This window comes from Sodalis sp. RH14 (assembly GCF_047324285.1).
In the GTDB taxonomy this organism is placed as follows: domain Bacteria; phylum Pseudomonadota; class Gammaproteobacteria; order Enterobacterales; family Enterobacteriaceae; genus Acerihabitans.
Genome location: NZ_CP178739.1, coordinates 2332026 through 2355497 on the forward strand (window position 1 = coordinate 2332026; position 23472 = coordinate 2355497).

The following is a 23472-nucleotide window of genomic DNA, read 5'->3' on the forward strand; positions in this document are numbered from 1 at the left end:
ATTTCATTGGTCACGGGTGAGCGTGAGGTAAGGGTTGTTGAGCGGTTTATCGGCGAACACTGTAAAAGGATCCTGAAGTAGGTAACCGTGCAAACGCCGGGATTTGCGTGGTCCAATTACCTCACAGGTCCAGATGTTCAGGCCATTGTCTTGCTTACGGTGCAGTTGCAGCTTTTCGAAGCGCTTTTGCACCCATTGCCAGGCGGCCAGATGATCCTGCTTGGCAAAGGTTGCGATCTGGGGATACTCCTGCACATAGCGCTGGAATATCCCCGGGCTGACAAGGTAGACCGTATCGTTCACGGTATGCACCAGCGCCTTGGCATCGTTGATAATCAGTTTATGCGACTGGATGGCCTGCTGTAACCATGCGACGAAATGCTGACCGGAGGGCGCAAGGGACATGTCGTAAGCGCCTTTTTCTGATGCTATTTCAGCAAGCGGTGGCGCGTCCTGGTGATGTACTGAAGCCACAGGGACAATGGCTTCCTCAGTCGGCGCGATAATGTCGGGCTTAGGCGTGCCAAGCAGATCGAGGAGATTGTCTATCGTCTCGCTGGAGGGTTGGGGAGCCGTAGTTATTGCGCTGTCGGCCACTGGCGTTTCGCTTGCCAAAATCGTCTGGGGGGCGTTTTCAACCACCGGTTCAGTCTCGACCGAGCCCTCGAACGGTGCGGGTAGGTTTGCCGGCTCCCAGATGAGCGAAGGTGACATTTTGAGAAAGGTGAAGGGATTCGACCAGCCGCTGTTGCTGGAAACCGTCGCCCGCCAGATGGCCTTGCCATCGGGCGTCGCTTGGACGATACCGTGGTCCTGAAGCACGTCGAATACCGCCGTATTGTTGCTGGGTATGCCCTCGATGCCCTGGGACAGGAGATGGGCGCGTAGCTTGTCGGCAACGGTTTTGCTCACTAACCAAAGGGCATCAGCGGTTAACCAGCCATCCGAGGGACCGGGTTGATTTAGTTTAAACTCTTCCTTAAGCAGATAGCGCAAACCCTCCAGGAGTTTGCGTTGCAACGCGTGTTTCGGTACTGCCAGTGCCTTGGCCGGATCGCCTCCCATCGCCTGTGATACGGACGCGCGGTCAGCTTGAATTACCAGCTCACCGAGTACGCCAGCATGCTCATATTGCCCTGCCAGAACGTAGATGAGCGCCGACCAAAGCGCAGGAAAGTTGCTGAGCCAGTCAAGGGCCGAGTTATCAATCAGGCGGTTGTAGAGCAGGCCGGAGGCCGCGCTATGCAACCGGTACTCGCGCTCTGGCCGGTAGCGAAAGCGATAATGCTGCTGCAACGAGCCATGCCAGGGATGCCAGATGCTGCCGTCGGCCTGCTCAACGAGCAGGTCCACGGCCACTTTGCCGATATCGTGCAACAGCGCGGCGTAGGCCGTGGCGGCCGTCCACGCTTCGGCTTGTGCGACTTGGTCTTCTGGCGTTGCGCCGGAAGGTAACAGATGGGACTGCCTCAGTTTGAGCGCGTAGGCAATCGTTTCCAGACCGTGGTCAAGCATACCGCCCGGATAGGCATGGTGGTGGCTTTCCGAGGCCGGGAAAAGCTGGACCAGTTCGGCATAGCGTTCCAACGGGACCAAATACAGTGCCGCGAACTGCTTGCGCGAGAGTGACGTGCGTTGCCAGATATGCTCCAGTAACTTCTTCCGGCGAGGGGATGCCAGCAGCGTGTCGGCTGGCTCCGGCCGCATCAGCCCTTTGCTGTTTGCCGCCGTGGATGCTGTGACCCGTGTGGCGGATTTTCGGTGGAACAGAGCAAGCATAACCCCCCCTGAAAGTACGATTAGCGGTGAGCCTTTTCCTTTTTCTTTTGGAGAAAATCAATTATTTCCAGGTAGGCCCGTTCCCCTTGAACCCTATTCCCTTGCCCTTTCCAGGCCCTTTGTGCATCTCCTTTTGGCAGCAGGCAGCGAGTACTACCGTTTAGAAAGTATTCGCGTTAAGAAAGCGAATACCGGCTTTCCAGTAAAATAATCGTCATCACTGTGAAAATTTCAATTCTCCCTATGCGTTGGGAGAATTCCTTTGAAGGGTCCTGCTGTCGCAGGCATGTACGTAACCGTCGCCAGCCTGTGGCTATAACCATATAGAGAAGCAGGCGCCAGACGAAAAAATAACCGGAATAAGCCCACAACCAGCGCTCGCCATCAGCAATGTTATCTACGATGCGGCCACCGGAAAAGTGGATGGACAGGGCGGTACCGATAACGAGCAGCAAACCCACCAGCGCCAGAATGATCCGGTGGCTGAACAGCCGCAAAATCCATGTCCTTGCTGGGACGCTCATTGTGTCTCGCTGCGCGATTTCTGAACTTCATCGAGGCGGTTACGCAAGGTGTCGTCTTCGAAGATGCCGCGTGAGCCCGCGGCCCTCGAACCATGACGCTGGATAATGGCCATGGCTGAGTTGTTGGCCAGTGTTTGCCGCAGTTCCAGCTCGGTCTTGAGGTTGTTTATCTCCTGCTCCAGTGTGTTGTTTTCCTGCTCTACCGCCTTGACCGCCAGTTCATTGGCCGCGATGTTGGGTTCTTGCCTGCCGGTCAGCAGAGTGCGTTGCAGCAGCAGGGCTTTTTCCAGCACGCTTGACAGCGCCGCTTCCGAGGCCAGGCGCTTACCCAGCAGGTCCTGATCGGGTTCGTCGCGCAGTGCCTCGATCACGCCGCGGGTGATCGGCAGCGAGTTGCTGCCGGCGGCGTCCAGGTTCTCGGCGGTCGTGGGTTTGGCGCCCGAGACCAACTCTTGCAGGGCTTGCAGCTTGGTCTCGAATTCTTCTTGAATAAGCGGTGTCAGGCCCACGCCGGGCGTGGTCTGGGTCTTGGTGCAGGATTCGCAGGTTTGTTGTTCGCGCTCGCCCAGCACCCGGTTGGCCCAGTCGGCGGCGGCTTGCGGGGAGGTCCAGGCCTGGCAGGTGAGCCGTTCGCCGCAGTCGTCCTGGCTGATGGACGCGGTGTCGGTGACGCTGCGGCCATTGAGCAGGTTGTAGCCGGCGCGGGTAACGTCGCTGGCCACCTTGATGGCGTTCTGGCCGGAGCCGCCGGCGTTGCTGCCGCCCACCCAGGGCACGCCGCTGTTGCCCTTGCTGGATTCGGCCTGCTCGATGGCCGAGACCGCATCGGTACTGCCTACGGCGCTTTTGAGGGCCACCCCTTCGGCTAGCTGATCCCAGCCGGCCTGGCCGCCGGCCGTGTCCGCCAGACGGTTGGCGATGGCCCGGCAAGTCATCTTGGAACGGTCGAAATCCATCCGGGCCTGCAGGATCCCGTTGGTCAGCAGGTTGTACAGGCCAGGATCGGCGCGCTGGACGATCAACGCCGGTAGTGAAGCCACCGCGCTGGTGGCGTTCTGGATGACGTTACTCATGATGGACTGGAAACCGTTGGTGACGCCGTTGAGCTGGTTCTGTAGCGTGGTGGTGAGACTCATGTCACCGCAGATCAGATTGCTGTTCCAGCCGGCACCGACGCCGATGCTTTGCATGTTACCGGCACTGCCCATGGACACGGCACGGCCGCCGCCGATGCTGTAGAGCACGTCGTCACCGATGACGTTCCCGCTGGCATTGATGCCGGTGCTGTCAATGCGGATTTGTGCCTGGGTGGTCCCAATTGCGGCGAGTGCGACAGCCAGGACGATGGCGTGCAAAAACGGCCAGAGGCAGGAATGATGGGCGCTAGGTGCTTTCATGGGGCGTCCTTACTGAAAATCAGTACTGCCGAGGAAAGTCTGTCCCCGGCGCTGGCAGCAGGCATAGGGGCGCCACAGGGCCCAGGCGTAGTCACCCTGTTGAGCCTGTACCTGAGCATTGTTGTGGGGGAAGACCGCGCAGTTGCTGGAGAGCGTGGGCGTCAGTTCCTGCCACTTGCCGGTAGATGCATCACCTTCGAGCAATTCGCCCGCCGGCCAGTAGCCGTCGTGAGCGTTGGCGAGTAGTGGCTGGTAGACGTGGATTTGACCGCGGCGGGTCACGATGTCGCCGGCACGCTGTGCAACGACGGCGCCGGCTTTGTAATCGTCGCTCTGGTGCAGGAATCCGCCGCGGGGATACACGCTGCCCCATAAGTTGAGCGTGCTGCGCCCGCCGATTTCGCGCATGCCCGGCGTCAGGGCTTCAGGATAGGCCATCTCGGGCAGGTTGAAGCGCCAGGCCACGGTATCGAGGGTACTGAGCAAGTACGGCATAAAGGCCATTCCCGCGCCGGTGCAGGTATAACCGGAGGCGCTTGCGAAGCGGCTGAATACATCGCCGGCCGGGTGCCCGATGACGTCAGTGTTTTTGAACCGGGCAAGGTTGTTCTCGCCGTCGTGGTTGGTCGTGCCATCACCGCCGGCCTGTGCCGTGGTGTTATGCGGACTCATGACGCGGACTTCGACCCACGGATTTTCGCCGGTATTCGCGTAGCTGGAGACCACCGCATCGGGGACGTAGTGGCGGACCTTGACCGAAGTGCGCACGGTACAGCCAAACGGCGCGCAGTACAGCCAGTAGCATATTCCTGCGACACGATACTCCAGGCAGGGCGGTGATAGCACGGAAGAAACTATTGTTGCGGTATTCAAGGCAAATACCTGCGTGCTGCTACCGAAAAATAAGGCAGCGATATACAGACGCATCGACAGGGCAGAACTATTCATGGTCATAGTTGGCGGCTCCTGTAAGCCTGTATCCGGGCAACGGCGTGATCAATATCACTTTCACCATAAATGACATAGCGGCTATCAACTACTACGGCTGGAATTTTTTTGATGCCCACACTCCAGGCATTAGTAACGTCCTGCCAGGCAGCCGAGAACTGGAGTTGTAAATCGTTACCGCCGTCGTTCAGTCTTTTTTTTAATAGCTTTTCAGCATCATTCGGGCTGGCAGGAAGCTGGGAAGACAAGTTGTTTTCCAGCAGTGCAGGTGCGTCTAATTCAATGATACGGTCGGCTTTACCCGTTACAGGGTGCCGGCTATCAGTAACTACCAACACCTGCATCGCATGTGCAGCTCCTGTCATCAACAGGACCTCAGCCGCTGCTGTAAACAGGCTCAGTTGCAAAAAAGACAAAGATACAAAATTGGGTCTCATTACATTGGCTACCGGGTGAGCATTTAGTCAGTTCAGTTAACCTCTCTTGAATAATCAAAACGAGAAACAAAGTGAACCATGCTCTTACCGGTTTTATTTGCAGTTGCGGGATAAAAAAAAACTGTGTTTGATTTATCTTTTTTGCTTTGCAAACTAGACCCATAGGGACCTATGAAAGCATATACCCCTTGGCAGGGATATGATAATAACTACTAAGGGTGCATTCAAGTATCTGTTTTACCATGGAAATGGCTATTGGAAACAGGGAGAAACCATTATGTGATTGTCTTAAAAAATTTATAATTTGAAAATTTTTTACTGTAATTATAGACAGTTGATTCTGCACATTGGATAGCTGATTTCGTATTTCAAGACGGAAATTAGCTTTTAATTTATATACTCTTAAGACAAAATGTGAAAACACTATTGCCTAAGGGGTAGAAATGCGTTTCATTGCCGATGGGCCTTCTGTACCTAATGATCTCATTACTGCTCGTGATGATGGGGATGTCATTTTGTTTTGTGGCGCAGGAGTATCTCAAGCTAATGCAGGTCTTCCAGATTTTGAAACCTTGGGCAAAAATGTCATTGAAATACTCGGATCCGCCCAAAATGGCCCCGCACGTAGACTATTAGAAAAGGCAAGGGAATTGGGACGAATGGCAGGTGTTGGAGGTTTGGTCGCTACCGATCGCATATTCAGCCTTCTTGAGCGAGAATTTGAGGTGCGTGACGTCAGAACTGCAATTGCTCAGGCCATAAAGCCGAATCAAGATCATGATCTTCTGGCCCATCGAATATTGCTTGATATAGCCACTGCTCCGAATGGAATTACTCGTCTGGTAACGACCAATTTCGATTTATTATTCGAAGAATGTGCTCCAGTTCTTTTATCTTCAGGGCCACCACATTTACCCGACCCGAAAAATGATCGCGATTTCCGTGGAGTTATTCATTTACACGGTCGAGTTAATGAACAATACGATTACGTTCAAGATGATGAATTTGTTGCTTCAAGTGCCGATTTTGGTCGTGCATACTTATCGGATGGTTGGGCAACAAGGTTTATCCAGGCCTTACTTACCCGTTATCAAATTGTGTTTATTGGCTACAGCGCCGATGATCCACCCATTCAATACTTGCTTGAAGCACTTAATCTTCATGCAGGACACCGCAGTCGATTATATGCTTTCCAGGAAGGTGACAGCGGCGCTGCCGCTGCTTTATGGGAACATAAAGGTGTTCAAGCGATATCCTTTGATAGTAGTGATAAATATAGAGCCCTTTGGGCTACTCTGTCAGCGTGGGGAGAGCGTGCCCGAGATATTGACGGTTGGTATGCGAATTTATTTTCAAAAGTCATCAAAGGTCCAGCCGAACTCGGCGCCCATCTTCGTGGGCAGATAGCCAATATCATTTCAACCCCGGATGGTGCTCATCGCATAGCTAATGCTGATGAACCACTCGACGCGATGTGGCTTTTAGTGTTCGATTCCCACCAGCGTTACGGGAAGCCTGAAAGGGTCGAACCTTACGACAAATTTTGTGAAAATTTTGATCCATTCACTATGCTTTGCCTTGATTTTGATGTTCAACCGGATCCCGGAAACCATGATAATATATTAGGCAAACGTAATATTCCTGCTGATACATGGGATGGATTTTCAATAAATATCAATGATTTAGGTGAGCAGGGTGAGAAGTCATTAGGCATTCGAGATAGAGATTTAAAATCTAATTCGACGCTTTCTAAACGTTTGATCAGCATTAGCATTTGGCTGCAACGCATTGCCCATCAACCGGTTGCACTCTGGTGGGCCAGCCACCAGAATGGACTTCATCCGATTATTGTCAAATCTATACAGTATTCGTTGAGAAGAGAGGCTCACCGTTTTTCTGCAAATATGTTACGCGGATGGAGGCAGCTTCTTGCTTCATGGTCTGATGTGCGCGAATCTGCTGAAATGTTCATATACGAGATTGAAGAGCGATCAATACAAGAGGGGTGGACTCCAGCACTTATCCGCATGCTGGCTGCCGTCTATCGTCCACAGATAATAGTGAAACCTGCATTTGGAAAGCATCCTTTGTTATGGGGTAAAGACGTGCCAGATGGGCTCATTCGAATTGATATCGACTACCCCCAGGCACATAAGAGCCTTATTGTTCCCGACGAGTTACTCGATTATACGATTGCCCAGTTTAGAGAGAATCTTATACTGTCAAAATCGTTAGAGCAGGAAATTTCGGGGAATGACTCTCTTTATTTCAGTACTACCTGCGTAGGTGATGATGGTCCAGATTTACTAGATGATAGTTACGGTCTTACTGGACCAATTATTATCTATCAAAAGTTGATGGGAAGGCTCGTGAAATTAGATCCATTGTTGGCACGTGCCGAAACGAAACGTTGGCCGATAAAGGATGACTATATTTTCGCGCGGTTGCGTATATGGGCGGCAGGAATTCCCAATTTTCTTGACCCGACGGAAGTTGCATTGATTTTTAGAGATTTTTCCGAAACTGTTTTTTGGGGATCATTTCACGAGCGAGATTTGCTTTATGCACTCAGGGATCGGTGGGCAGAATTTTCTGCAGATGACAAGGAATTTATTGAACACCGATTACTCATAGGCGCTTTTCCCTGGAGCGGTGATAACCTTAAAGGAAGAGAAGAGAATATTGCCCTTGACCGGTTGAATCGTTTGTATTGGCTATTTCAACATGGTGTTATCTTCAGTTTTGATGTGGCAAAAAAAATCGAAGAACTACATAAAATTGTACCTGAATGGACAACGCATGCGGGTGACCAAGTCGGCAATTCCAATGCGCTAACGGTACAAAGCATCAATGTAGATAATAATCCCGATCTTATCCTTAGCACTCCTATTTCCCAAGTACTTACTTTGGCTCATGAAGCGAGAAAAGAATTTACATACGATAGAGTACGGAAAGAACCGTTTAAAGGACTTGTAATGCAGCGTCCGTACCGGGCATTGGCAGTATTGACTTATGCTGCACGTTATGGAGAAGCTCCCTTATGGGCTTGGTCTGATTTTCTTTATGCTGATACTCGTCCCACAGATCGTTTGAGAATGATAAATGTTATTGCTGAGCGACTAAATAAACTGTCTCCCGAGGCGTTACAAGGGATTATTAATCCAGTAACGGAATGGATGGAGCATTTAGCTCCGCGGCTATATACCGATGCAGCACCAATATTTGGCGGTCTTTGGAATAAAATTTTAGAAGCCATAATGAATTATAAGACCGAAAAACCACATGACCCTAATAAGGGTTGGGCAGATGATGCAATCAATGCTCCAGTAGGTAAGTTGGCTAATTTGCTAATGAAAGACCCTATCAAAAACGACCTTGCTCATGCAGAAGGTTTTCCATCTTATTGGACGGGTAGATTCGAACAACTTCTGGCCCTGCCCGGGGATATGAGGCAATATGCAATTGTGATGGTCTGTTATCAGTTATGCTGGCTTTTTGTTATCGATCCCGTATGGACCGAGCGGCATTTAATTTCTTTGGCTGAAAGAAAAGATGTGGATGGTGATGCGTTCTGGGAGGGTTTACTTTGGTCTGCAAGGATACCGAACTGTGAACTATTTCTGCTTCTTAAATCATTTATTCTTGCTCGAGCAGTGCAACCCCAAGTCCTACGACATAAAAGTAATATTTTCGCAGGGTTTATCCTTGATGGTTGGGGTGGCCTTGATAATGCGGATCAGCCTAAGAAATTGGTTACTGATATCGAATTGCGCGAAGTATTGATCCAAGCTGATGACACATTTCGTGGACAAATCCTCAGATATCTTGAAAATTGGTCTACAAAAACACCTAAGCCTTGGAGAGAACATATATTATACTTTTTAAAGAATGTCTGGCCAAAACAAAGGGCACTCCATACACCATTGATTTCAGCTATGTTGACTGATTTAGCGTTTGCAAGTGGTGAGCTAATGCCAGCTATCGTCCAGATTATTTTACCGATGCTCGTTCCCATTCGTGGGTCTTTATTGCGCATGATGTATTTAAAGGATGGTGATGACAGTCATCCGGTCCGTTGTTATCCAATAGTAACGCTTAATATTTTTTATGTCATACTTGCGGAAGACCCGTCATTGTGGCCTTATAAAACTGATGAAGTGCTTGATTATCTTTCCCAATGCTCAGAAACAAAGGATGATCCAAGGATTTCAGAAATTAGACGACGTCGTAATAAATAACGTTAAATACTCTTTTGGCCGGAAAAGGAAAAAAGTTTCATTAAACAAATTTGGCTTCCTTGACTGGTAAATAATTAATTTTATCCAAAAATAATATTGTGAAATTCAACATATAAATAATAATTTATCGGAAGATTTTATTAAAATTTCATATCATTGAGTTGTACTAAATACTTTTTTTATTTTCGAAATAATCGGAAAAGATGTGTTTGAAATTGATAGAGGCTCAGTGGTTAAGTTAGATGTGAGATTACTGTGTCTCTGCCAATTTTATTTTAGTGATTGTTAATCATGGCCATTAGAAAATAAATGGTTGTACTTTTTTATTTGATCTGTTTTTTTTCTGTGACCGCTTGGTATAACAGTCCGGAAAGAATTGCATTCCTTGTGGTTTCAGGAATAACACAGGGTCTCAATATTCCATGAGACTGAGGATAATCTCCCCAATGTACTCCAAGTGCTTTTTCTCCTCTGGTAAATTGATTTTTATGATCATATGATCCAAAAATTAACGTTATTCCCTCATCTTTATAAATCTCTTGGGGATCTTTACAAGATGAAATCATTTGCATGACATCGCTCCGAGGTTTTATATTGCAACATTGTGCCATAATAACTGAGGTGTTTAAAAAAACAAATATACACTAATGCAACTGTGCTTAGTATACATAACATATATTATTGATTATTATGGAATAGTCTCCTTTCTCAAAAGTTGAATTTCGGAATATTTTTAGTAAAGTCCTTATGGCATATCGCCGACATTGTCGGGAGGTTTTGGGGTCGCTGATGGTGTTGCGGTGACTGCCTGGTTGATGGACAGCAGATCAATCGCAGACAATAGTGCATCGCCTTCGGCCGGTCCATTGAGCAGTATTGTCTTGCCGGTTGTGTTGTCTCTTAGAAGTAAGGTGGGCGCTGCAGAAATCCCCTGGTTCTCTGCCTCCATGACTTGCGCGCGGATCACCGTGCCGTGCCGCTCGCTGTCCAGGCATCGCTGGACGAGCGAGGTGATACCGGGGTACTGCGCATTTTCCGGCAGGCCCTGCCCATCGCTTCGAGTGTTCTGGTAAATCCAGGCGACAGCACTCCAGAAAGCGGGAGGCCCACCAGCCTCACCGGCACATTCGGCCAATCGTGCTTCGCGGGTTGCTGCTGGTTCGTGCATCTGCAAAGGCAGGTGATGCCATTGCCAGTTCACGTCCGGATTGGCATCGATCCATTGTCGTAATACCGGAAAGTATTCCCGACAGAATGGGCACTCTAGGTCGGCATACTCAATCAGTGTGTAGCGCGCGTCGGCATTTCCGTAGTGCCAGGGTGGCCTGTGCCGGGTCGGGCTAGCTCTAGACGAGAGCGCCTGCACGGGTGTGTGGGAACTGCCTTGGTTCGTCCATGCTACAAGGCCAGCAACCAAGGTTGCCGCCAGGATAAGCAGGAAGGAGAAGCTAACCGAGCGAATGTTAAAGCGACTGGATGGATGCATTGGTCTTTCCTTTATGTCAGCGCATCGAATTTGAGCGATTCGATGCCGCGCGCCTGGTCAATTTTTTCGGCGACTTTGAACGCCGCATCCAGTTCGCTAATGCCGTTTTGCTGCATCAAGGCGAATCGCTCGGCCTTCTCTTCGGGCTCGGTTTGGGCAAGAGCGAGATACAGGCTGGGCGGCACCGCCCGGAACAGGATTTCCATCGATCGCGTCAGGATCACTCCTTCGGTGTATTTGCCGGCTTCTTTCCGGGCCGAAAGCATCAATGCCTTCTGTGCCGGCGTGAGTTCGCGAAAGCGGGCGATCTTCTCGACTTCGTCTGGCGGCATGGACAGGCAGATCCACCATTCGATCATGTTCAGCATGGGCTCTGCCGCTTTGGGCAGATCGTCGATGTTCTGCGTGGCCAGCCAGTACCAGGCCCCCAATTTCCGCCACATCTTGGTGATCTTGACGACGTAGGGGGAGAGCAGCGGATTCTTAGTGATGATGTGGCCTTCATCGGTCACGTTGACGATGGGCCTGCCAAGGAACTGGTCGCGTTCGGCGAGGTTGTTGACGGTGTTGATGAGGCTGATATAGGCAATGGCGAGCTGGGCGCCATAGCCCTCACGGGCAAAGGTGGCCAGTTCCACGATGGTGATATCGGCTTCGGGCCAGGGTGTGCCCGGCCGATCGAACATTTCGCCGTCGGTACCCTGGCAGAAGATGTCCATGGCGTCGGTCATCTCCAGCAGCCGTGCGCGGCGCGTCTCCGGTAGCGTGGTGTCGTCGCCACGGGCGCGCAGCGCATCGCGTACGTCGCGGGTCAGTACCGTGCGCGCTTCGGCCACGCAACGCCGGGCGGCATCGAGGATGCACTGGCGGATGAGGCTGCGATCGGCGCGGGTCATGCGCGCTTCTTCCTTGTCCTCGCCACCGGTGATCATCAGTCGGGCGGTGATTTCCAGCTCGCCCAGCACGTCGCGCTGTTCGTCACCCTCGGTAGCGTCGACCGAGGGTGGCTGGTCCGCATCCAGCGCGTCGGCATCCAGGGTTTGGACCTGATCGGGCGTATCCACCAGCCGCCAGGCATCGACGAAGGGCGCCAGGCTGACGCCTGAGCCCGGCGCGAGCCTGACCCGGTGGACGCTCACGCCCAGGCGTGCGGCGAAATCACCCAGCAGGCCAAAGCTGTTGCCGGCCTCGACGATGAACAACCGAGGACGGTAGATGGCCGTCATCTGGATGAGCAGGTTGTTGAGGGTGGCACTTTTGCCCGAACCGGTCGGGCCAAACAGGAACAGATGAGCGTTCATCTGCCGGTCCAGGCGGTTCAGGGGATCGACCGTGATCGGCTCGCCGCCGCGGTTGAACTGGGTCATGCCCGGATGCCCGGAGCCGCGGTTGCGCCCCCAGACTGGGGCGATGTTGGCCGCGTGCTGGGCGAACATGAGCTGGGTGTGCCATTGGTGTTTATCGGTGGCCGGGTCGAACACGCATGGCAACCACCGCAGGTAGCTGTTGAGCGGGGCAACCTCGTCCTCTTCCCGTACAGGTTGCAGACCGGCGTTGAGCATCACGTTGATCAGTTGCAGGCCGCGCGCGTCGAGTTGTTCGCGATCGTTGCCGCGCAGATAGAACGCCAGCGCGCCGCGGTAGAGTTTGTGTGAGCTGCCGATAAGGCTACGCGCCTGCTGCACGTCCTGGCGGGTCTGCTCGGAGGCCAGCGTCTCGCCTACGGCTTTTTTCGACAAATGATTCAGATGCGCTTCAAGCACGTCTTGCGGCGTGGCGACCAGGGTCAGGCACATGACGGTGTCTTCCGGCATCTGGTCGAACAGGGCGTTGAACGCATCGCCGCCCTTGTGCGTTTCACCGGTCACATGCCCGGTGTGCGGCGCTGTGCGCAGGCGGTCGAGCACGATGACTCTGTGCGGCATGGTGTCGAAAGACCAGGTGCCTTCCTCCACGTCAGAGCGTGGTTGGGAAAAAAACAGGCGCTGGGCGAAGTCGCCGCTGGCCAGTTCAAGCTCGCCCGGCGTGGGCTCGTCGGGATAGCGCGTCAGGGCGTAGAAGCGCTCCCGGTCATCCGCAGAGTCGCCCAGCAGCGTGGGGCGCGGGTTGAACCAACGCAGCAGCCAGTCGTGGATATCCGCCGCGTCCATGCGTCGCGATGTCACACCGGCATTGGACAACCCGCCGGTGAGCCGGTCACAGATGGTGGTTAGCGCCTGCTTGGGCGACTGGCCGCGACGCGATGGGGCGGCGGCGGGGACGCGCCGGTAGACCACCATCCGTACACGCCGCAACTGGCCGCGCCAGGGGAGCCGGCTCACGGTGGTGTCTTCGAACAGCCCGCCGGGTTTGGCGATGGCACGCAAATGGTGTGCGAAAAATTTCAGGTAAAAGTCGGTGAAGGCGCTGCCTAAAGCGCGCGGCTGGATGTACTCGGCCAGGGTGCGCAGATAGCGGTCCCAGTTCGCTTCGTCTTGCGCGTAGAGCTGGACCACCCAGGGGTGGTCGTCGTGTTCGTCGAAGGAGTCCTGCAACGCGTTTTCCAACGCGTCGCGCGCCTGCCACAGCCATTCGAGTTCGCGTCCCTCGGTGCCGACCGGCGTCAGTTCAAAGAAGGCCGCGACAGAATGCCCGTCCTCAAGCAGCATGCTTTGCGACTCGGGCAGGTATTCGACCCAGGGCAGCAGATCGGCGAACGATGGGGCCAGGTCATAGAGCGCCTGGGCCTCGGCCTCGGTGGCCGGCCGGCGACGCTCCAGGGCGCTGCCGGGCTCGGGGATGCCGTGTGCGGCCAGGGCCGAGACGTGGCGTTCCCAGGCATCCTCGGCGTCGGACTGAGGCGGGGCGGTCCGGCGCATCCAGGGGAGCGACCAGGCCATCAGTACGCCTCTGTGCGTTCGCCAGGCATGGCGTACTGCACTCGCTGGTATAAAGGAAAGACCGTCGTATAGCCGGGCACCGGGGCAGGGTCGGTCCCGGCCAGGTGCGGAAACACGTACAGCACCAGATCGGGGTTGGGCAGCCGGTGGAACTGGCTCTGGATTTCATTGGCGGCTGTGCGCGTGTAGGTCGCGTTGACCGTGGGTGCGTTCTGCACGTCGGTGTCGGTCAGCGGCCGGCGCAGGTCCTGCCGCGCATCGAGCAGTTGCCGTGCGGCCTGACCGCCGCCCGCGCCGCCTCCGGTCTCCTGGTTCCACATGTCGAGCATGGTGTGCTCGCCGTGCGGCAGCAGTTTTTCCTTGCTGGTCGCGCAGCCGCCCAGCAGCAGGGCCGTCAATACCGCCACGGTGGTTTTAATCCAGATCCGACGCATGGGAGCCTCCGGTGTGGTGATTGACCCGGCGCCCCTTGGCGTCGTAGTCGATGTTGAGCGGCTGCTCCAGGTGGATGGCGACTTTCGCCCCGGGCTGCACGTAGACCGCGGCGAACGCCTGGCCATAGAGCTTGTTGACCCACTGCGACATCTCCTGCACGCCGCCGGCCAGGATGCGGCCCATGGCTTCGTTGCCCGTGATACCGACCGTGCCCAGCGAGCCATTGCTGTTGCTGATGTAGGAGACGTTGCCGCTGTCGGACTTGATGAGCGAGGCCGCGCCGGCGCCGGCCGCGGTGATCAGCGCTTGGGAGCCGAGGTATTGCTGGGCGTTGCTGCGCCGTTCGCCGGCAACACAGGGGATGCCGTAGGGATCGCTGATCCAGCCCAGGCCACCTTGGGTCGCGCTGTTGCTGTTGGCGTTGCCAGTGTTGTTGCTGGCGCTGGTCGTGTCGCTGCCTGGGTTGCCATGACCTTGCGGGACGGTGCGGATGGTCCCGTCCTGAAAGACGAAGGTGACGCTGCGGATCTGCCCGCGCACGCATGAGAGCGTCCAGTCGCCCGACGCCGTGCCGCTGACCACCGCGCCGGTCACCTCGGGGATGTCGATGCCGTTGGCGGTGAGGTTATCCGGGCCGATGAGCACTTTGAACGGGTACGGATCGTTGACCGTGCCGTCGATCGGCACCCGGCCGATGAGGGCGGTCATGGCCACCGAGCCCATCAGCGTCGCATTCGTCGGCACGGTGTAGACCGGTGTCGTGGAGGTGCTGACGGCATCCATCGTTTTGCCGCCGGCATCGGCCACCGAATCGGCCGCGTTCGACAGGGTTTTCTGCGCCGGACCGAAGCTGACCGGGAATGTCGCGGCTTGGCCGGCACCCCTGGTCTTGTCGTCCGTCCTGGCGTCTTGCGGTTCGACCCAGTGCAGGCCCTCACCGCTGGCGAAGCCCTTGCCGTCGCCGGCTTCCAGGCCCAGGCCGACCGGAAGATCCGCCTGGTTGCCCTTGCCGCTGAGTCCGTCCAGGCGCTGCTGCAGGTCTTGCAGCAGGCCCTGCGTCTGTTGCTTGTCGCTGGCCACCTGATCGCGCTCCTGTTGCAGGCGGCGGCGCTCGCCATCCAGCGCGCTCTGGATACGCTGGTCGATAGCGCTTTCGCGCCCACGCAGGCGTTCGTTCTCGGTCTTCTGGTTCTTGTTGTCGGTCAGCGCCGTTCCTAGCTCGTTGCGCAGTTGCTTGACCTGGGCGACGAGGGTGGCGACGGTATCGCGGGGGGTGTCGCCCTCGATGCCCAGGGCCTTCATCTCTTCGGGAGTGAGTTGGCTGGCGGTGCTCTGCGGCGCCGACGGCTTCGTTCCGCCGCCAGGGAACAAGCGGATGCCGACGAACACCAGCAGCAGCACGACGGGGATCAGCAGCCATTTGAGCAGCGGATTACTTTTCATGCGGCGTGCCTCCCGAAGCCTGGCCTGCCACCGCCGCGGGCGGCAGGTTCACCGTGGCATCGATGGTCGACACTGTGGGGAGCAGCGATTCGGCCAGGCCGTGGCCGCGGGTAATGAGGTACACCACGGTGGTGTCGGTCGACGCGCCGGCGGGGCCGATCGTGGGATGCTGGAAGGTCGCGGCCACGAAATCGCCCTGGAGCGCACGTGGGTCCAGGGCGAGCCAGCGTACCGTGGTGTTGCTGAGCCGGACTGCCGTGACCCACATATCCTCAAGCCGCCAGGCGGCCAGCGCCTGGGCGCGTACCGGCAGTGTCGGCAGCAGCGTGTCCAGGGTGAGGTCGCGGCGCAGGTTCACCCGGGCGATGCCGGCGACGGGCTCAACCGTGCGTAACGGGGCATAGAGGCTTTGCGCCGCATAGCGGGTGAGCACGACGGGGATGGGGGTTTCGCGCGGGGCGATGGGCTGCTTCAGTGCGCCCTGGGGCTGTGGGTCCGTGCCGGTGTCTGCGCTGACCCCGTAGCGGATGGCCGGTGCGTCGCCCTCAACGATGCGCACCGGCTCCAGCGGCGCCTGGCCGTCTTTGGCCGGCTCGGCGGCGACATCCAGCAGGATCAGCGCGCCAGACGCCACGTCCTGCAACTGCAAGCGCGTCGGCGGCAAGGGCGCGCTGGCACTCAGGTAGACCGCGCCACCGGCGCTTTGGACGCGCAGCTGATCGCCGACGCCGGCCGGGATACCGATGCGCACATTGCGATCGACGAATACCACGCGCTCCTGGCCGACGACCAGGGGCACGGCCAATGGCAGGCGCTCCCAGCGCAGGATTTCAACCGCATGGCTGGCGGGCAGCAGGCCCAGGCACAGCGCAAGGCCTGTCAGCACGCAAAGAACATGTCGCTTCATGGGGTTTCTCCCTGCAGGGGGCCAGTACGGGCGGGCGTACCGGATGAAGGCGGTGCCGGGGGCGCCTCGATGCGCTGCGGTGCACCGGCATAGCAATCCAGCGCCAGGCCGAACGGATTGCGCTCCGGGTCGATATCCATCCGGGTGACCTTGATGGGGTAGCGCACCAGGGCACGCTTGACCTGTTCGGCGCCGAAATACTCGTCGGCGCTGACGTCGAGAGTCACGATCCAGTCGTGGTCGGAGACGGCCCGTACGCGGGCGGGCGGGTCGTCTCCGTAGCCGCGCCCGGGGATCTCGTAGAGGCCGCGCACGCGCTGGCGCAGTTCGCCGTTGCTGCGCCGGTATTCGTAGTCCTGTTGCAGGTAGGCCCGGCACTCGGGGGTGAGGTAGGCCGACAGGGCGTGCAGGTTGCGCGGGTAGTCTTCCTCGCCGTTGGCCGGCCAACGGTTGAGTTGCTGGAAGACATAGAAGGTGAAGGTGTACACGCTTTCCGGCGGTACATCCCACCACTTGCGGGTGCTGCCTGAACGCAGGTCGGGCGGCACGTGGATGGTGAGGTCCCGGGGTGCACTCCACCAGCCAAAACCGAGCAGCAGTGCAACCAGCAGGAGTGCGCCACTGCCCAGGCGCAGCGTTTTGACATGCGCCTGCAGGTGTTGAACTTCGTTGCGAAAGCGGCTCATGCGTTCCTCCGCCGGTGGGCAAGGCGTCGCGTAGTCCAGATGCCGGTGCGGGTAATCAGATCGCCTCCGCCCACCTGCGCGGCCAGCCCGGGATGACGCCGGGCCAGCCGCCATTGCAACTGCCGGTACAGCCAGGTATCCGGGCGGCCGCGTTTTTGCCGGCGCAGTAAACCGCCGCCGACAAAAACGCCGAGCGCGATGCCGGCGACGATAAGCGTCGGCACCATGGCGATACTGCGGGTCAGCCAGGCCAGCAGCAGGCCGGGGACGAGCCCGGCCGCTGCCGAGAGTCCGGCGCAGATCCACAGCTCGTCAGCCGTCAGCCCGCGCACCACCACCGGCTGGCGATTGAGCCGGTGCGGCAGGAAGATGACGAGCCCATCACGTACGGGCTGCGAAGCGTTCGCCATGCGATCGTCCTTACAGCACGCCGGTGGCTTTGGTCAGCAGCCAAATGCCCACCACCAGCAGCACGGCGCCGACGGCGACGGTCAGGCCAAACTGGCCCCAGGTTGCCCGCCCAGTATGGATTTCGGAGTAGCGTGTGTACGCGTGGTAGCAAACGCCGACGAACATGGACGCGACGACAAGCAAGGCGACCAGCATGACGATGTCATAGCCGTAGTTCTGCAGCGTGTCCATGATGCCGCTGCCGGCGCCGCGGGAGGGATCTTCCATGGTCGGCAGGCCAGCGGGGAAGGCCGACAGTGGCAGGGAAGCCACCAGCAGCGGAATGAGCGAGCCCAGGCGGCGGGCGGTATAGGGGAAGGGAGTCGTGGTTTTCATGGCGATGGTCTCTTGAGTAACATCAGGACAGGAGGAAAAAACCCAGCACCAGGTACATCGCGAGGGATCGCACGATGACCGCAAGTAACTGGCGTTGGTTGAGACGGTGTTCGGCCCAGCCCACATAGGCGGCGCGCATGGCCCATGCACCCCACAGCAGCAGCACGGCAAAAACAATGCCGAGTACCACGGTGGACACCGTCGCGGGCGTGAAGCCGCCATTGGCCTGAAAGGCGGCCACTTGCGCTGCAGATGCGGTCATGGCGATGCCTTCTCTGCCTGGGTGGATTCGCTCACGTAGTTGCCGATCAGTGGAACGGGGTCTCGGGGCTGGGCACGCTGCGGGACAAGGTAGTCCTGAACGCCGCTATGAATGCGTTCCAGGTCAGCATGAAGGCGCGCATAGTCGAAGTGGTAGCGGGCCCGCTCGTTCGGTCTGTTTGTGGCGGCCTGGCCGGCCAGGCGATCGACGAGGTCAAGTTGACGAGCGAGTGCTGCGAGCTGTTCGCGCTCGCCAACAACGCCGGCGGCCATGGCGGGCTGCTGGACGTTCAATGCCAATGACAATGCGATGATTGCGATGCGCCAGGGCGCCACTGGTAAAGGGGTAGATGCCATCGTATTTTCCCCGTGAATAGGAATGGCACGATGGTGCGACAACGACCGCACGAAAGCCGCAAACAATGAGGATTTGGTCACCACCGCTTTTTGGGGGAAATGTTCTATTGGTTGATGTATTTACTGCCGATCGCCAGGAAGCGGTCAGGTGGATCAACACTTGGGGGCTGACTTAAGGCTATGGTTGAGGATTACTTTTCAGTAGAGACAGATAGGATTGAAGGGATGTTACACGGATAAACAGTTTCCGCCGTTGTAACCAGTTCGTTGAGATCCCACCAGTGGTAGTTGCTGATCACGGCTTTCTCATTAGCACTCCAACCATCGGTGCTGATTTCCTGGCTGTTAACTCGCACGATAAAAAAATGCTCACGTGCATGCACTTTCTCCCCATTTGGAAGCATCATTTCAAATGCTCTTTGCGCAACACAATTCCCTACATGTTCTCTTATTAGTCCTGTTTCTTCACGAAGTTCCCGAATGGCTGCCTGCTCAAAAGATTCACCTTGTTCTACGCCGCCTCCCGGCGTTGCCCAGTAAGACTTACCTGATAGTGCATCAGAGTTGTGCGTAAAACGGAAAAGCAATATGCGATTGTTGGAATTAATTATTAACAACCGGGCTGAGGCTCGTGTGCGCATGCTATGTTTCCTGAGCTGTTAAACAATTCTGCTACTCTTTTTTTTTGTACAAAATAACCTAAACCCGTTTCTTATTAGAGTATAATAATCAACTATTTCTTGGCACTAAAACAGACAAATGTTCTTACATTGTCCCGTGCCCATTTCTTGTTCGGATTTGCAGCGGTAAGAGTTTGACAAGATGGTTGGCTCCCGGACTAGCTACGACTGATATTTATCGTGGCCTCAAAACTTTGTGCTGCTCGTGCTTTAGCCGCTGACAACTCAGACTGCCTGGCAGGGGGAATACCATTTCATCGCCTATGGTACACTACTACATCATTACGGCAGGTAAGGCAGGATCTGCACCCCATTCGGCCCACGAACCATCATACAGTTTAAGATTATGATAACCTGCAAGTTGGGCTGCAAAGAGTACGATACATGCGGTGACACCTGAACCACAGGTGAATGTCAGTGGCTTATCATTCTTTAAACCTCTTTTTTTAAACAAACGAACCAGTTCTGATTTTTCTTTGAACTGTCCGTTCAGCACAACCTCAGTGAAAGGGATATTCAGCGAGTCTGGAACGTGGCCGCAGCGTAACCCGGGTCTTGGTTCAAGCTGACACCCGTTGAAGCGTTCCATTGGTCTTGCATCAATTAATGTAAAAGAAGGGTTTCTCAAGTTATCAAACACCATTTTTTTTGTGATAACCCGGTCAGATTGAAAATTAAACTCCTTTTTAACAACGGGAGCGGGTTTTGTATACGAGCGAGTCACGGGGTAACCATACCCTTTCCAAGCATTAAGGCCGCCGGCAAGGATAAATACCTCACTGATGCCAGATATTTTCAGCATCCACCATACTCTTGGTGCGGAGTAAGCACCTTGCTGATCGTATACCACTATTGTGGAGTCGCGTTTTATCCCAAGCATAGCCAACTCTTGGGCAAGATCATCAGGATGGGGAAGGGTATGGGGTAAGCCTGAGGCGGTGTCAGAAAAGTGGTTATCCAGATCAAACCAAATTGCACCTGGTATAATATCCTCTGAAATTGCCATAACACCATTCATTGATGTTTTCAAAGTCGCATCCAGCAGCAGGATATCATTATTTATCTGATGTGCAGCAACCCACTCGGGAGAAACAAGATTTTTCATAGGGTATTCTTCTTCAATGGCGACCTTATAGACGGTATTTTTAATGAAGCAGTTATTATCATTCTATAATACCAGCATATTCCTTCTTACAAATAAAGCTGATAATGCTAAGTTTTAAGACTTTCATGCGAACAAAATCTATTTCTGCCGATCCCATGCAAAAAAAGTACCGAAGTAATCCTTAAAACTGACCAAACATGCATCTTGATCAATTTATTCCAAAATGTACATTTTCGTACATTCCATCAAGGAAGAGTGCGAACATTTATGCAAAAAAACGCTCACCACGAGTAATGATTAAAAATGATTGTTATCAATTTAAAACAATTTTCCTATCAGTAAATACAGCTCATTAAATAAGGTTTATCTTAATTCCGCAAGAATAAAATGAAATTAATACATATCATTTAACAAAAAAAGCAGGCGTTTATTCTGTATAAAATAAATATACGGGTTATTAAATCTAAATGATAGGTTTTGGCAAGCTACAACATTTTATAACTTTAATTTAAGGCTTTATTTCCACAATAAAAGTAATAGTATTGGTATTACAAATGTAGCTAAGCATTTTCAAATCATAACGAAGACAGTTTAAAACAGGGATAATTATTACCTCCCTGGTAAGCTTTGTATTCCCTTATGGTTTTTAACTGAACAAAGGACTTATACATGCTAAATAATATCCCGCTTGCTTATGATTTTCACGGCACACAACCCATTGATTTTCCATTTGCATTGCTGCGGCCCGAAGAAATTGACATTTACATGGATGTTGATACATACATTAGTAACAATACCTGCGGTCAAAATTGCAAGAACTGTTGGTTTGTCAATAATGATAAAGTAAAAAGAAAAAGATTTGATGTTCCCGAAGGTCAATTGATCGTTAAGGGATTACGGGAAATTGGTTATAAAATCTATCCTCGATATACTGATACGTTTGCTTATAAAGGCGAGTTTATTTTGGCTTATGGCGCATCAACCGCCAGGGTTTATGCTGAAAAAAGTTCGCCGCAACCTACGGAAACAATGCAAAAAGGAGAAGCATGGACCAGCGGACGCCCCTTACTTGGCCATGATGCAGAATATCTTCTGAATTTGGCAAGAGAATATAATTATGGCACGATCAGCATAAGTTTTCATGGCATACTAGATGAAAACTTAACCATCGAAAAAGAAGAAGATTATCCGATTAAAGGCGTTTTTCATGCGAGTAGTTTCGAAAAAGTAGTGAGTGTAATAAAGGATTATAATGATCGGAAACAGGATGTGAATTTTACGGGATTCAGAATAAATGTCGGATTAACCTTGGGGAGGCATAATTTTGCAACGGAAAGATTGCAGCGTTATATTGGTTATTTCAATCAGTTAGGTGTATCAACGGTGAGATTTAACCGTTTTTTTGACCATGGACACAAACATCCCCACCTCGAAATATCAGAAGAAGAAATATGTGATATTTATAAAACCATCAAGGACATCCATGAAAAGATACCGCTTGATTTCCAAATTAACATGAGTGGCGATCTGGGTACAAGTGGAGTTGAAATCATGAATTTCCCAGAAAATGTTAATATGTGTAAGGGGGGTAGACAATTATTTGCCTTGATACCATGTGAAAAAAAGATCCTAGACATCACAGAAAAAGATCGACTGATTTACAAAGTTGGTGAATTAACGGGATGTGTCAATATTTTCGAACCAACATTGGGTAATGTTCTACAGGAAGTTAAAGACTCACAAACGAGATATTATATAGAATGGAATACCGAAGGCATTGATAAGCTTTTCCAGTTCCGGCAAAGCAAACTGAGCAACAATGGCTGTTTCTCAAGAGATCTTCTCCCTCTGATAGAAAACAATCTTTACTAAAAATAAACTGGTTGATAAAATGAAAAAATTGTTGATCATTGAAAAAAGTCCATCGGGTGCAATTGGTCTAAAGAAAGCTAAAGATTACGGTTGTTTTGTGATATTTATAGGCTCCGATAAATATCATAATAGGCTTAAGGATAGCGAGAAAAAATATATAGATGAAATACATACGGTTGATACTAATGACTACGATGCCGTTATCAAAACGGTTGATGCCATTTCTAAAGAACACAGCATCGATGGTGTGTTTACGTTTATGGAATTTTATGTTGAATTGGCTGCGATTGTTGCTGAGCACTTAAAACTAAATGGCATTAGCCCCCTAAGCGCGTCAAATGCGCGTAATAAATTTAAAATGAGAGAGATATTTAAGCAAAATAACATCTCTCAACCATCATTTGCTTTGGTAACTACGCTGGATGAGCTTAATTCTGTAAAGAAATATTTTGATTATCCAAATATAATAAAACCCATAAATATGTCAGGTAGTAGGGGCGTCGCAAAAAACAATACGCCACAAGAACTGCTCAATAATTTTAATGAACTAAGTACAATTTCACCATTATTTGGTGTGGAAAAAGAAGATAGTTATTTAATTGAAAGTTTTTTAGTTGGTGAAGAATTCAGTGTAGAGTCAGTAACGTTTCATGGTATCACTCATATAGTTTCTATCACTAAAAAAATCGTTTGCGATGGAAAATATTTTGTTGAAATAGGCCATGTATCTCCTGCAATGATCCCCGATGATATGTATCAAAAAGTCATTGATGTAACTTCCAGAGGCCTAGAAGCCTTAGGTATTGATAATGCTGTTTCTCATACTGAAGTAAAAATAAATGATTCCACCGTGTCTATAGTTGAAATCGCGGCTCGGCTAGGCGGAGATCATATTCCAGAACTCGTCATGAAATCATCTGGAGTAGACCTCTGGCATTGTGCAATTTCAATTTCATTAAATGAAAAACCTGAATTTTTCTGTACGCGAAACACGTATGCTGGAATAGCTTTTATTACTGCTAATGAGGGGATTTTTTCGTCATTTGAACTTCAGGAAATAAATAAAAATATATGTATTGAAGAGGTCCATGCTGATATGAAACCCGGTGATTTAGTCCATTCATTAACGTGCAGTAGTGACAGACTTGGGTATGTTATCCTCACAGGAGAAAATTACCAAGAGATTTATGACTATTGCAGTCGTCCTAAAAAATTATATCATGTTGAATCCGTTAATCCCTAAAAAGGAGTG

The 23472-nt window shown here is 52.8% G+C and carries 21 protein-coding genes; 3 read left to right on the forward strand and 18 right to left on the reverse strand.

All coding sequences use genetic code 11. The features are described 5' to 3' along the window. Nucleotides 1-3 precede the first annotated feature (3 nt). The 5 genes from mobH to ACL2XQ_RS10675 form a co-directional block, all read right to left on the reverse strand. Nucleotides 4-1779: a MobH family relaxase gene (gene mobH, locus ACL2XQ_RS10655; protein ID WP_413730109.1), complete on the reverse strand. Its 1776-nt coding sequence runs from the start codon at nucleotides 1777-1779 to the stop codon at nucleotides 4-6. Between the two features lie 176 nt (nucleotides 1780-1955). Then, a complete protein-coding gene (locus tag ACL2XQ_RS10660) occupies nucleotides 1956-2303 on the reverse strand; it encodes a hypothetical protein (RefSeq protein WP_413730110.1) in 348 nt (115 codons plus the stop codon). Further along, nucleotides 2300-3700, reverse strand: coding sequence for an integrating conjugative element protein (locus tag ACL2XQ_RS10665; protein ID WP_413730111.1), 1401 nt, complete (start codon nucleotides 3698-3700; stop codon nucleotides 2300-2302). The genes ACL2XQ_RS10660 and ACL2XQ_RS10665 overlap by 4 nt, the downstream gene beginning before the upstream one ends. Nucleotides 3701-3709: 9 nt before the next feature. Further along, entirely contained in the window at nucleotides 3710-4627 is a 918-nt protein-coding gene (locus ACL2XQ_RS10670) for a TIGR03756 family integrating conjugative element protein (RefSeq protein WP_413731048.1), read from the reverse strand. Nucleotides 4628-4650: 23 nt separating this feature from the next. Further along, nucleotides 4651-5085, reverse strand: a complete 435-nt coding sequence (locus tag ACL2XQ_RS10675) for a TIGR03757 family integrating conjugative element protein (RefSeq protein WP_413730113.1) — start codon at nucleotides 5083-5085, stop codon at nucleotides 4651-4653. A gap of 443 nt (nucleotides 5086-5528) precedes the next feature. Between ACL2XQ_RS10675 and ACL2XQ_RS10680 the strand changes: the two genes are divergently transcribed. Further along, nucleotides 5529-9323: an SIR2 family protein gene (locus ACL2XQ_RS10680; protein ID WP_413732597.1), complete on the forward strand. Its 3795-nt coding sequence runs from the start codon at nucleotides 5529-5531 to the stop codon at nucleotides 9321-9323. 323 nt (nucleotides 9324-9646) lie between these two features. On the opposite strand, the gene ACL2XQ_RS10685 is transcribed toward ACL2XQ_RS10680, so the two are convergent. From ACL2XQ_RS10685 to ACL2XQ_RS10745, 13 genes are all read right to left on the reverse strand, one after another. Then, on the reverse strand, nucleotides 9647-9895 hold the full coding sequence (locus ACL2XQ_RS10685) for a hypothetical protein (RefSeq protein WP_413730116.1): 249 nt from the start codon (nucleotides 9893-9895) through the stop codon (nucleotides 9647-9649). Between the two features lie 173 nt (nucleotides 9896-10068). Continuing rightward, the gene (locus ACL2XQ_RS10690; RefSeq protein WP_413730118.1) at nucleotides 10069-10809 is read right to left on the reverse strand and encodes a thioredoxin domain-containing protein; all 741 of its coding nucleotides are present in this window, start codon (nucleotides 10807-10809) and stop codon (nucleotides 10069-10071) included. A gap of 11 nt (nucleotides 10810-10820) precedes the next feature. Next, complete coding sequence (locus ACL2XQ_RS10695; protein ID WP_413730119.1) at nucleotides 10821-13688, reverse strand: conjugative transfer ATPase; 2868 nt, start codon at nucleotides 13686-13688, stop codon at nucleotides 10821-10823. Next, nucleotides 13688-14122 (reverse strand): TIGR03751 family conjugal transfer lipoprotein, encoded by a 435-nt coding sequence (locus ACL2XQ_RS10700; RefSeq protein WP_413730121.1) that lies wholly within the window; start codon nucleotides 14120-14122, stop codon nucleotides 13688-13690. Before ACL2XQ_RS10700 ends, ACL2XQ_RS10695 begins: the two co-directional genes overlap by 1 nt. Further along, nucleotides 14103-15566, reverse strand: coding sequence for a TIGR03752 family integrating conjugative element protein (locus tag ACL2XQ_RS10705; RefSeq protein WP_413730122.1), 1464 nt, complete (start codon nucleotides 15564-15566; stop codon nucleotides 14103-14105). The genes ACL2XQ_RS10700 and ACL2XQ_RS10705 overlap by 20 nt, the downstream gene beginning before the upstream one ends. Next, nucleotides 15556-16473 carry a TIGR03749 family integrating conjugative element protein gene (locus tag ACL2XQ_RS10710; RefSeq protein WP_413730123.1) on the reverse strand — a complete coding sequence of 306 codons (918 nt, stop codon included), beginning with the start codon at nucleotides 16471-16473 and terminating at the stop codon, nucleotides 15556-15558. The genes ACL2XQ_RS10705 and ACL2XQ_RS10710 overlap by 11 nt, the downstream gene beginning before the upstream one ends. Beyond that, entirely contained in the window at nucleotides 16470-17159 is a 690-nt protein-coding gene (locus tag ACL2XQ_RS10715; RefSeq protein WP_413730125.1) for a PFL_4703 family integrating conjugative element protein, read from the reverse strand. The genes ACL2XQ_RS10710 and ACL2XQ_RS10715 overlap by 4 nt, the downstream gene beginning before the upstream one ends. Then, on the reverse strand, nucleotides 17156-17569 hold the full coding sequence (locus tag ACL2XQ_RS10720; protein ID WP_413730126.1) for a TIGR03750 family conjugal transfer protein: 414 nt from the start codon (nucleotides 17567-17569) through the stop codon (nucleotides 17156-17158). Before ACL2XQ_RS10720 ends, ACL2XQ_RS10715 begins: the two co-directional genes overlap by 4 nt. A 10-nt stretch (nucleotides 17570-17579) precedes the next feature. Next, nucleotides 17580-17945, reverse strand: coding sequence for a TIGR03745 family integrating conjugative element membrane protein (locus tag ACL2XQ_RS10725; RefSeq protein ID WP_413730128.1), 366 nt, complete (start codon nucleotides 17943-17945; stop codon nucleotides 17580-17582). 22 nt (nucleotides 17946-17967) lie between these two features. Further along, nucleotides 17968-18207 carry a TIGR03758 family integrating conjugative element protein gene (locus ACL2XQ_RS10730; protein ID WP_413730129.1) on the reverse strand — a complete coding sequence of 80 codons (240 nt, stop codon included), beginning with the start codon at nucleotides 18205-18207 and terminating at the stop codon, nucleotides 17968-17970. After that, on the reverse strand, nucleotides 18204-18563 hold the full coding sequence (locus ACL2XQ_RS10735) for an RAQPRD family integrative conjugative element protein (protein ID WP_413730130.1): 360 nt from the start codon (nucleotides 18561-18563) through the stop codon (nucleotides 18204-18206). Before ACL2XQ_RS10735 ends, ACL2XQ_RS10730 begins: the two co-directional genes overlap by 4 nt. Nucleotides 18564-18754: 191 nt before the next feature. After that, nucleotides 18755-19204, reverse strand: a complete 450-nt coding sequence (locus ACL2XQ_RS10740) for an NUDIX hydrolase (RefSeq protein WP_413730131.1) — start codon at nucleotides 19202-19204, stop codon at nucleotides 18755-18757. A gap of 313 nt (nucleotides 19205-19517) precedes the next feature. Further along, nucleotides 19518-20348, reverse strand: a complete 831-nt coding sequence (locus ACL2XQ_RS10745) for a sulfurtransferase (protein ID WP_413730132.1) — start codon at nucleotides 20346-20348, stop codon at nucleotides 19518-19520. 669 nt (nucleotides 20349-21017) lie between these two features. Here ACL2XQ_RS10745 and ACL2XQ_RS10750 point away from each other — a divergent pair. Both ACL2XQ_RS10750 and ACL2XQ_RS10755 read left to right on the forward strand, forming a co-directional pair. Then, the gene (locus ACL2XQ_RS10750; protein ID WP_413730133.1) at nucleotides 21018-22220 is read left to right on the forward strand and encodes a radical SAM protein; all 1203 of its coding nucleotides are present in this window, start codon (nucleotides 21018-21020) and stop codon (nucleotides 22218-22220) included. A 19-nt stretch (nucleotides 22221-22239) separates the two neighbouring features. Next, nucleotides 22240-23463 carry an ATP-grasp domain-containing protein gene (locus tag ACL2XQ_RS10755; RefSeq protein WP_413730134.1) on the forward strand — a complete coding sequence of 408 codons (1224 nt, stop codon included), beginning with the start codon at nucleotides 22240-22242 and terminating at the stop codon, nucleotides 23461-23463. Nucleotides 23464-23472 lie beyond the last annotated feature (9 nt).

What these genes read in the sequence shown, in the direction of transcription:
- mobH (WP_413730109.1), bottom strand. Translation starts at nt 1,779, where the DNA reads ATGCTTGCTCTGTTCCACCGAAAATCCGCCACACGGGTCACAGCATCC.
- ACL2XQ_RS10660 (WP_413730110.1), bottom strand. Translation starts at nt 2,303, where the DNA reads ATGAGCGTCCCAGCAAGGACATGGATTTTGCGGCTGTTCAGCCACCGG.
- ACL2XQ_RS10665 (WP_413730111.1), bottom strand. Translation starts at nt 3,700, where the DNA reads ATGAAAGCACCTAGCGCCCATCATTCCTGCCTCTGGCCGTTTTTGCAC.
- ACL2XQ_RS10670 (WP_413731048.1), bottom strand. Translation starts at nt 4,627, where the DNA reads ATGCGTCTGTATATCGCTGCCTTATTTTTCGGTAGCAGCACGCAGGTA.
- ACL2XQ_RS10675 (WP_413730113.1), bottom strand. Translation starts at nt 5,085, where the DNA reads ATGAGACCCAATTTTGTATCTTTGTCTTTTTTGCAACTGAGCCTGTTT.
- ACL2XQ_RS10680 (WP_413732597.1), top strand. Translation starts at nt 5,529, where the DNA reads ATGCGTTTCATTGCCGATGGGCCTTCTGTACCTAATGATCTCATTACT.
- ACL2XQ_RS10685 (WP_413730116.1), bottom strand. Translation starts at nt 9,895, where the DNA reads ATGCAAATGATTTCATCTTGTAAAGATCCCCAAGAGATTTATAAAGAT.
- ACL2XQ_RS10690 (WP_413730118.1), bottom strand. Translation starts at nt 10,809, where the DNA reads ATGCATCCATCCAGTCGCTTTAACATTCGCTCGGTTAGCTTCTCCTTC.
- ACL2XQ_RS10695 (WP_413730119.1), bottom strand. Translation starts at nt 13,688, where the DNA reads ATGGCCTGGTCGCTCCCCTGGATGCGCCGGACCGCCCCGCCTCAGTCC.
- ACL2XQ_RS10700 (WP_413730121.1), bottom strand. Translation starts at nt 14,122, where the DNA reads ATGCGTCGGATCTGGATTAAAACCACCGTGGCGGTATTGACGGCCCTG.
- ACL2XQ_RS10705 (WP_413730122.1), bottom strand. Translation starts at nt 15,566, where the DNA reads ATGAAAAGTAATCCGCTGCTCAAATGGCTGCTGATCCCCGTCGTGCTG.
- ACL2XQ_RS10710 (WP_413730123.1), bottom strand. Translation starts at nt 16,473, where the DNA reads ATGAAGCGACATGTTCTTTGCGTGCTGACAGGCCTTGCGCTGTGCCTG.
- ACL2XQ_RS10715 (WP_413730125.1), bottom strand. Translation starts at nt 17,159, where the DNA reads ATGAGCCGCTTTCGCAACGAAGTTCAACACCTGCAGGCGCATGTCAAA.
- ACL2XQ_RS10720 (WP_413730126.1), bottom strand. Translation starts at nt 17,569, where the DNA reads ATGGCGAACGCTTCGCAGCCCGTACGTGATGGGCTCGTCATCTTCCTG.
- ACL2XQ_RS10725 (WP_413730128.1), bottom strand. Translation starts at nt 17,945, where the DNA reads ATGAAAACCACGACTCCCTTCCCCTATACCGCCCGCCGCCTGGGCTCG.
- ACL2XQ_RS10730 (WP_413730129.1), bottom strand. Translation starts at nt 18,207, where the DNA reads ATGACCGCATCTGCAGCGCAAGTGGCCGCCTTTCAGGCCAATGGCGGC.
- ACL2XQ_RS10735 (WP_413730130.1), bottom strand. Translation starts at nt 18,563, where the DNA reads ATGGCATCTACCCCTTTACCAGTGGCGCCCTGGCGCATCGCAATCATC.
- ACL2XQ_RS10740 (WP_413730131.1), bottom strand. Translation starts at nt 19,204, where the DNA reads ATGCGCACACGAGCCTCAGCCCGGTTGTTAATAATTAATTCCAACAAT.
- ACL2XQ_RS10745 (WP_413730132.1), bottom strand. Translation starts at nt 20,348, where the DNA reads ATGAAAAATCTTGTTTCTCCCGAGTGGGTTGCTGCACATCAGATAAAT.
- ACL2XQ_RS10750 (WP_413730133.1), top strand. Translation starts at nt 21,018, where the DNA reads ATGCTAAATAATATCCCGCTTGCTTATGATTTTCACGGCACACAACCC.
- ACL2XQ_RS10755 (WP_413730134.1), top strand. Translation starts at nt 22,240, where the DNA reads ATGAAAAAATTGTTGATCATTGAAAAAAGTCCATCGGGTGCAATTGGT.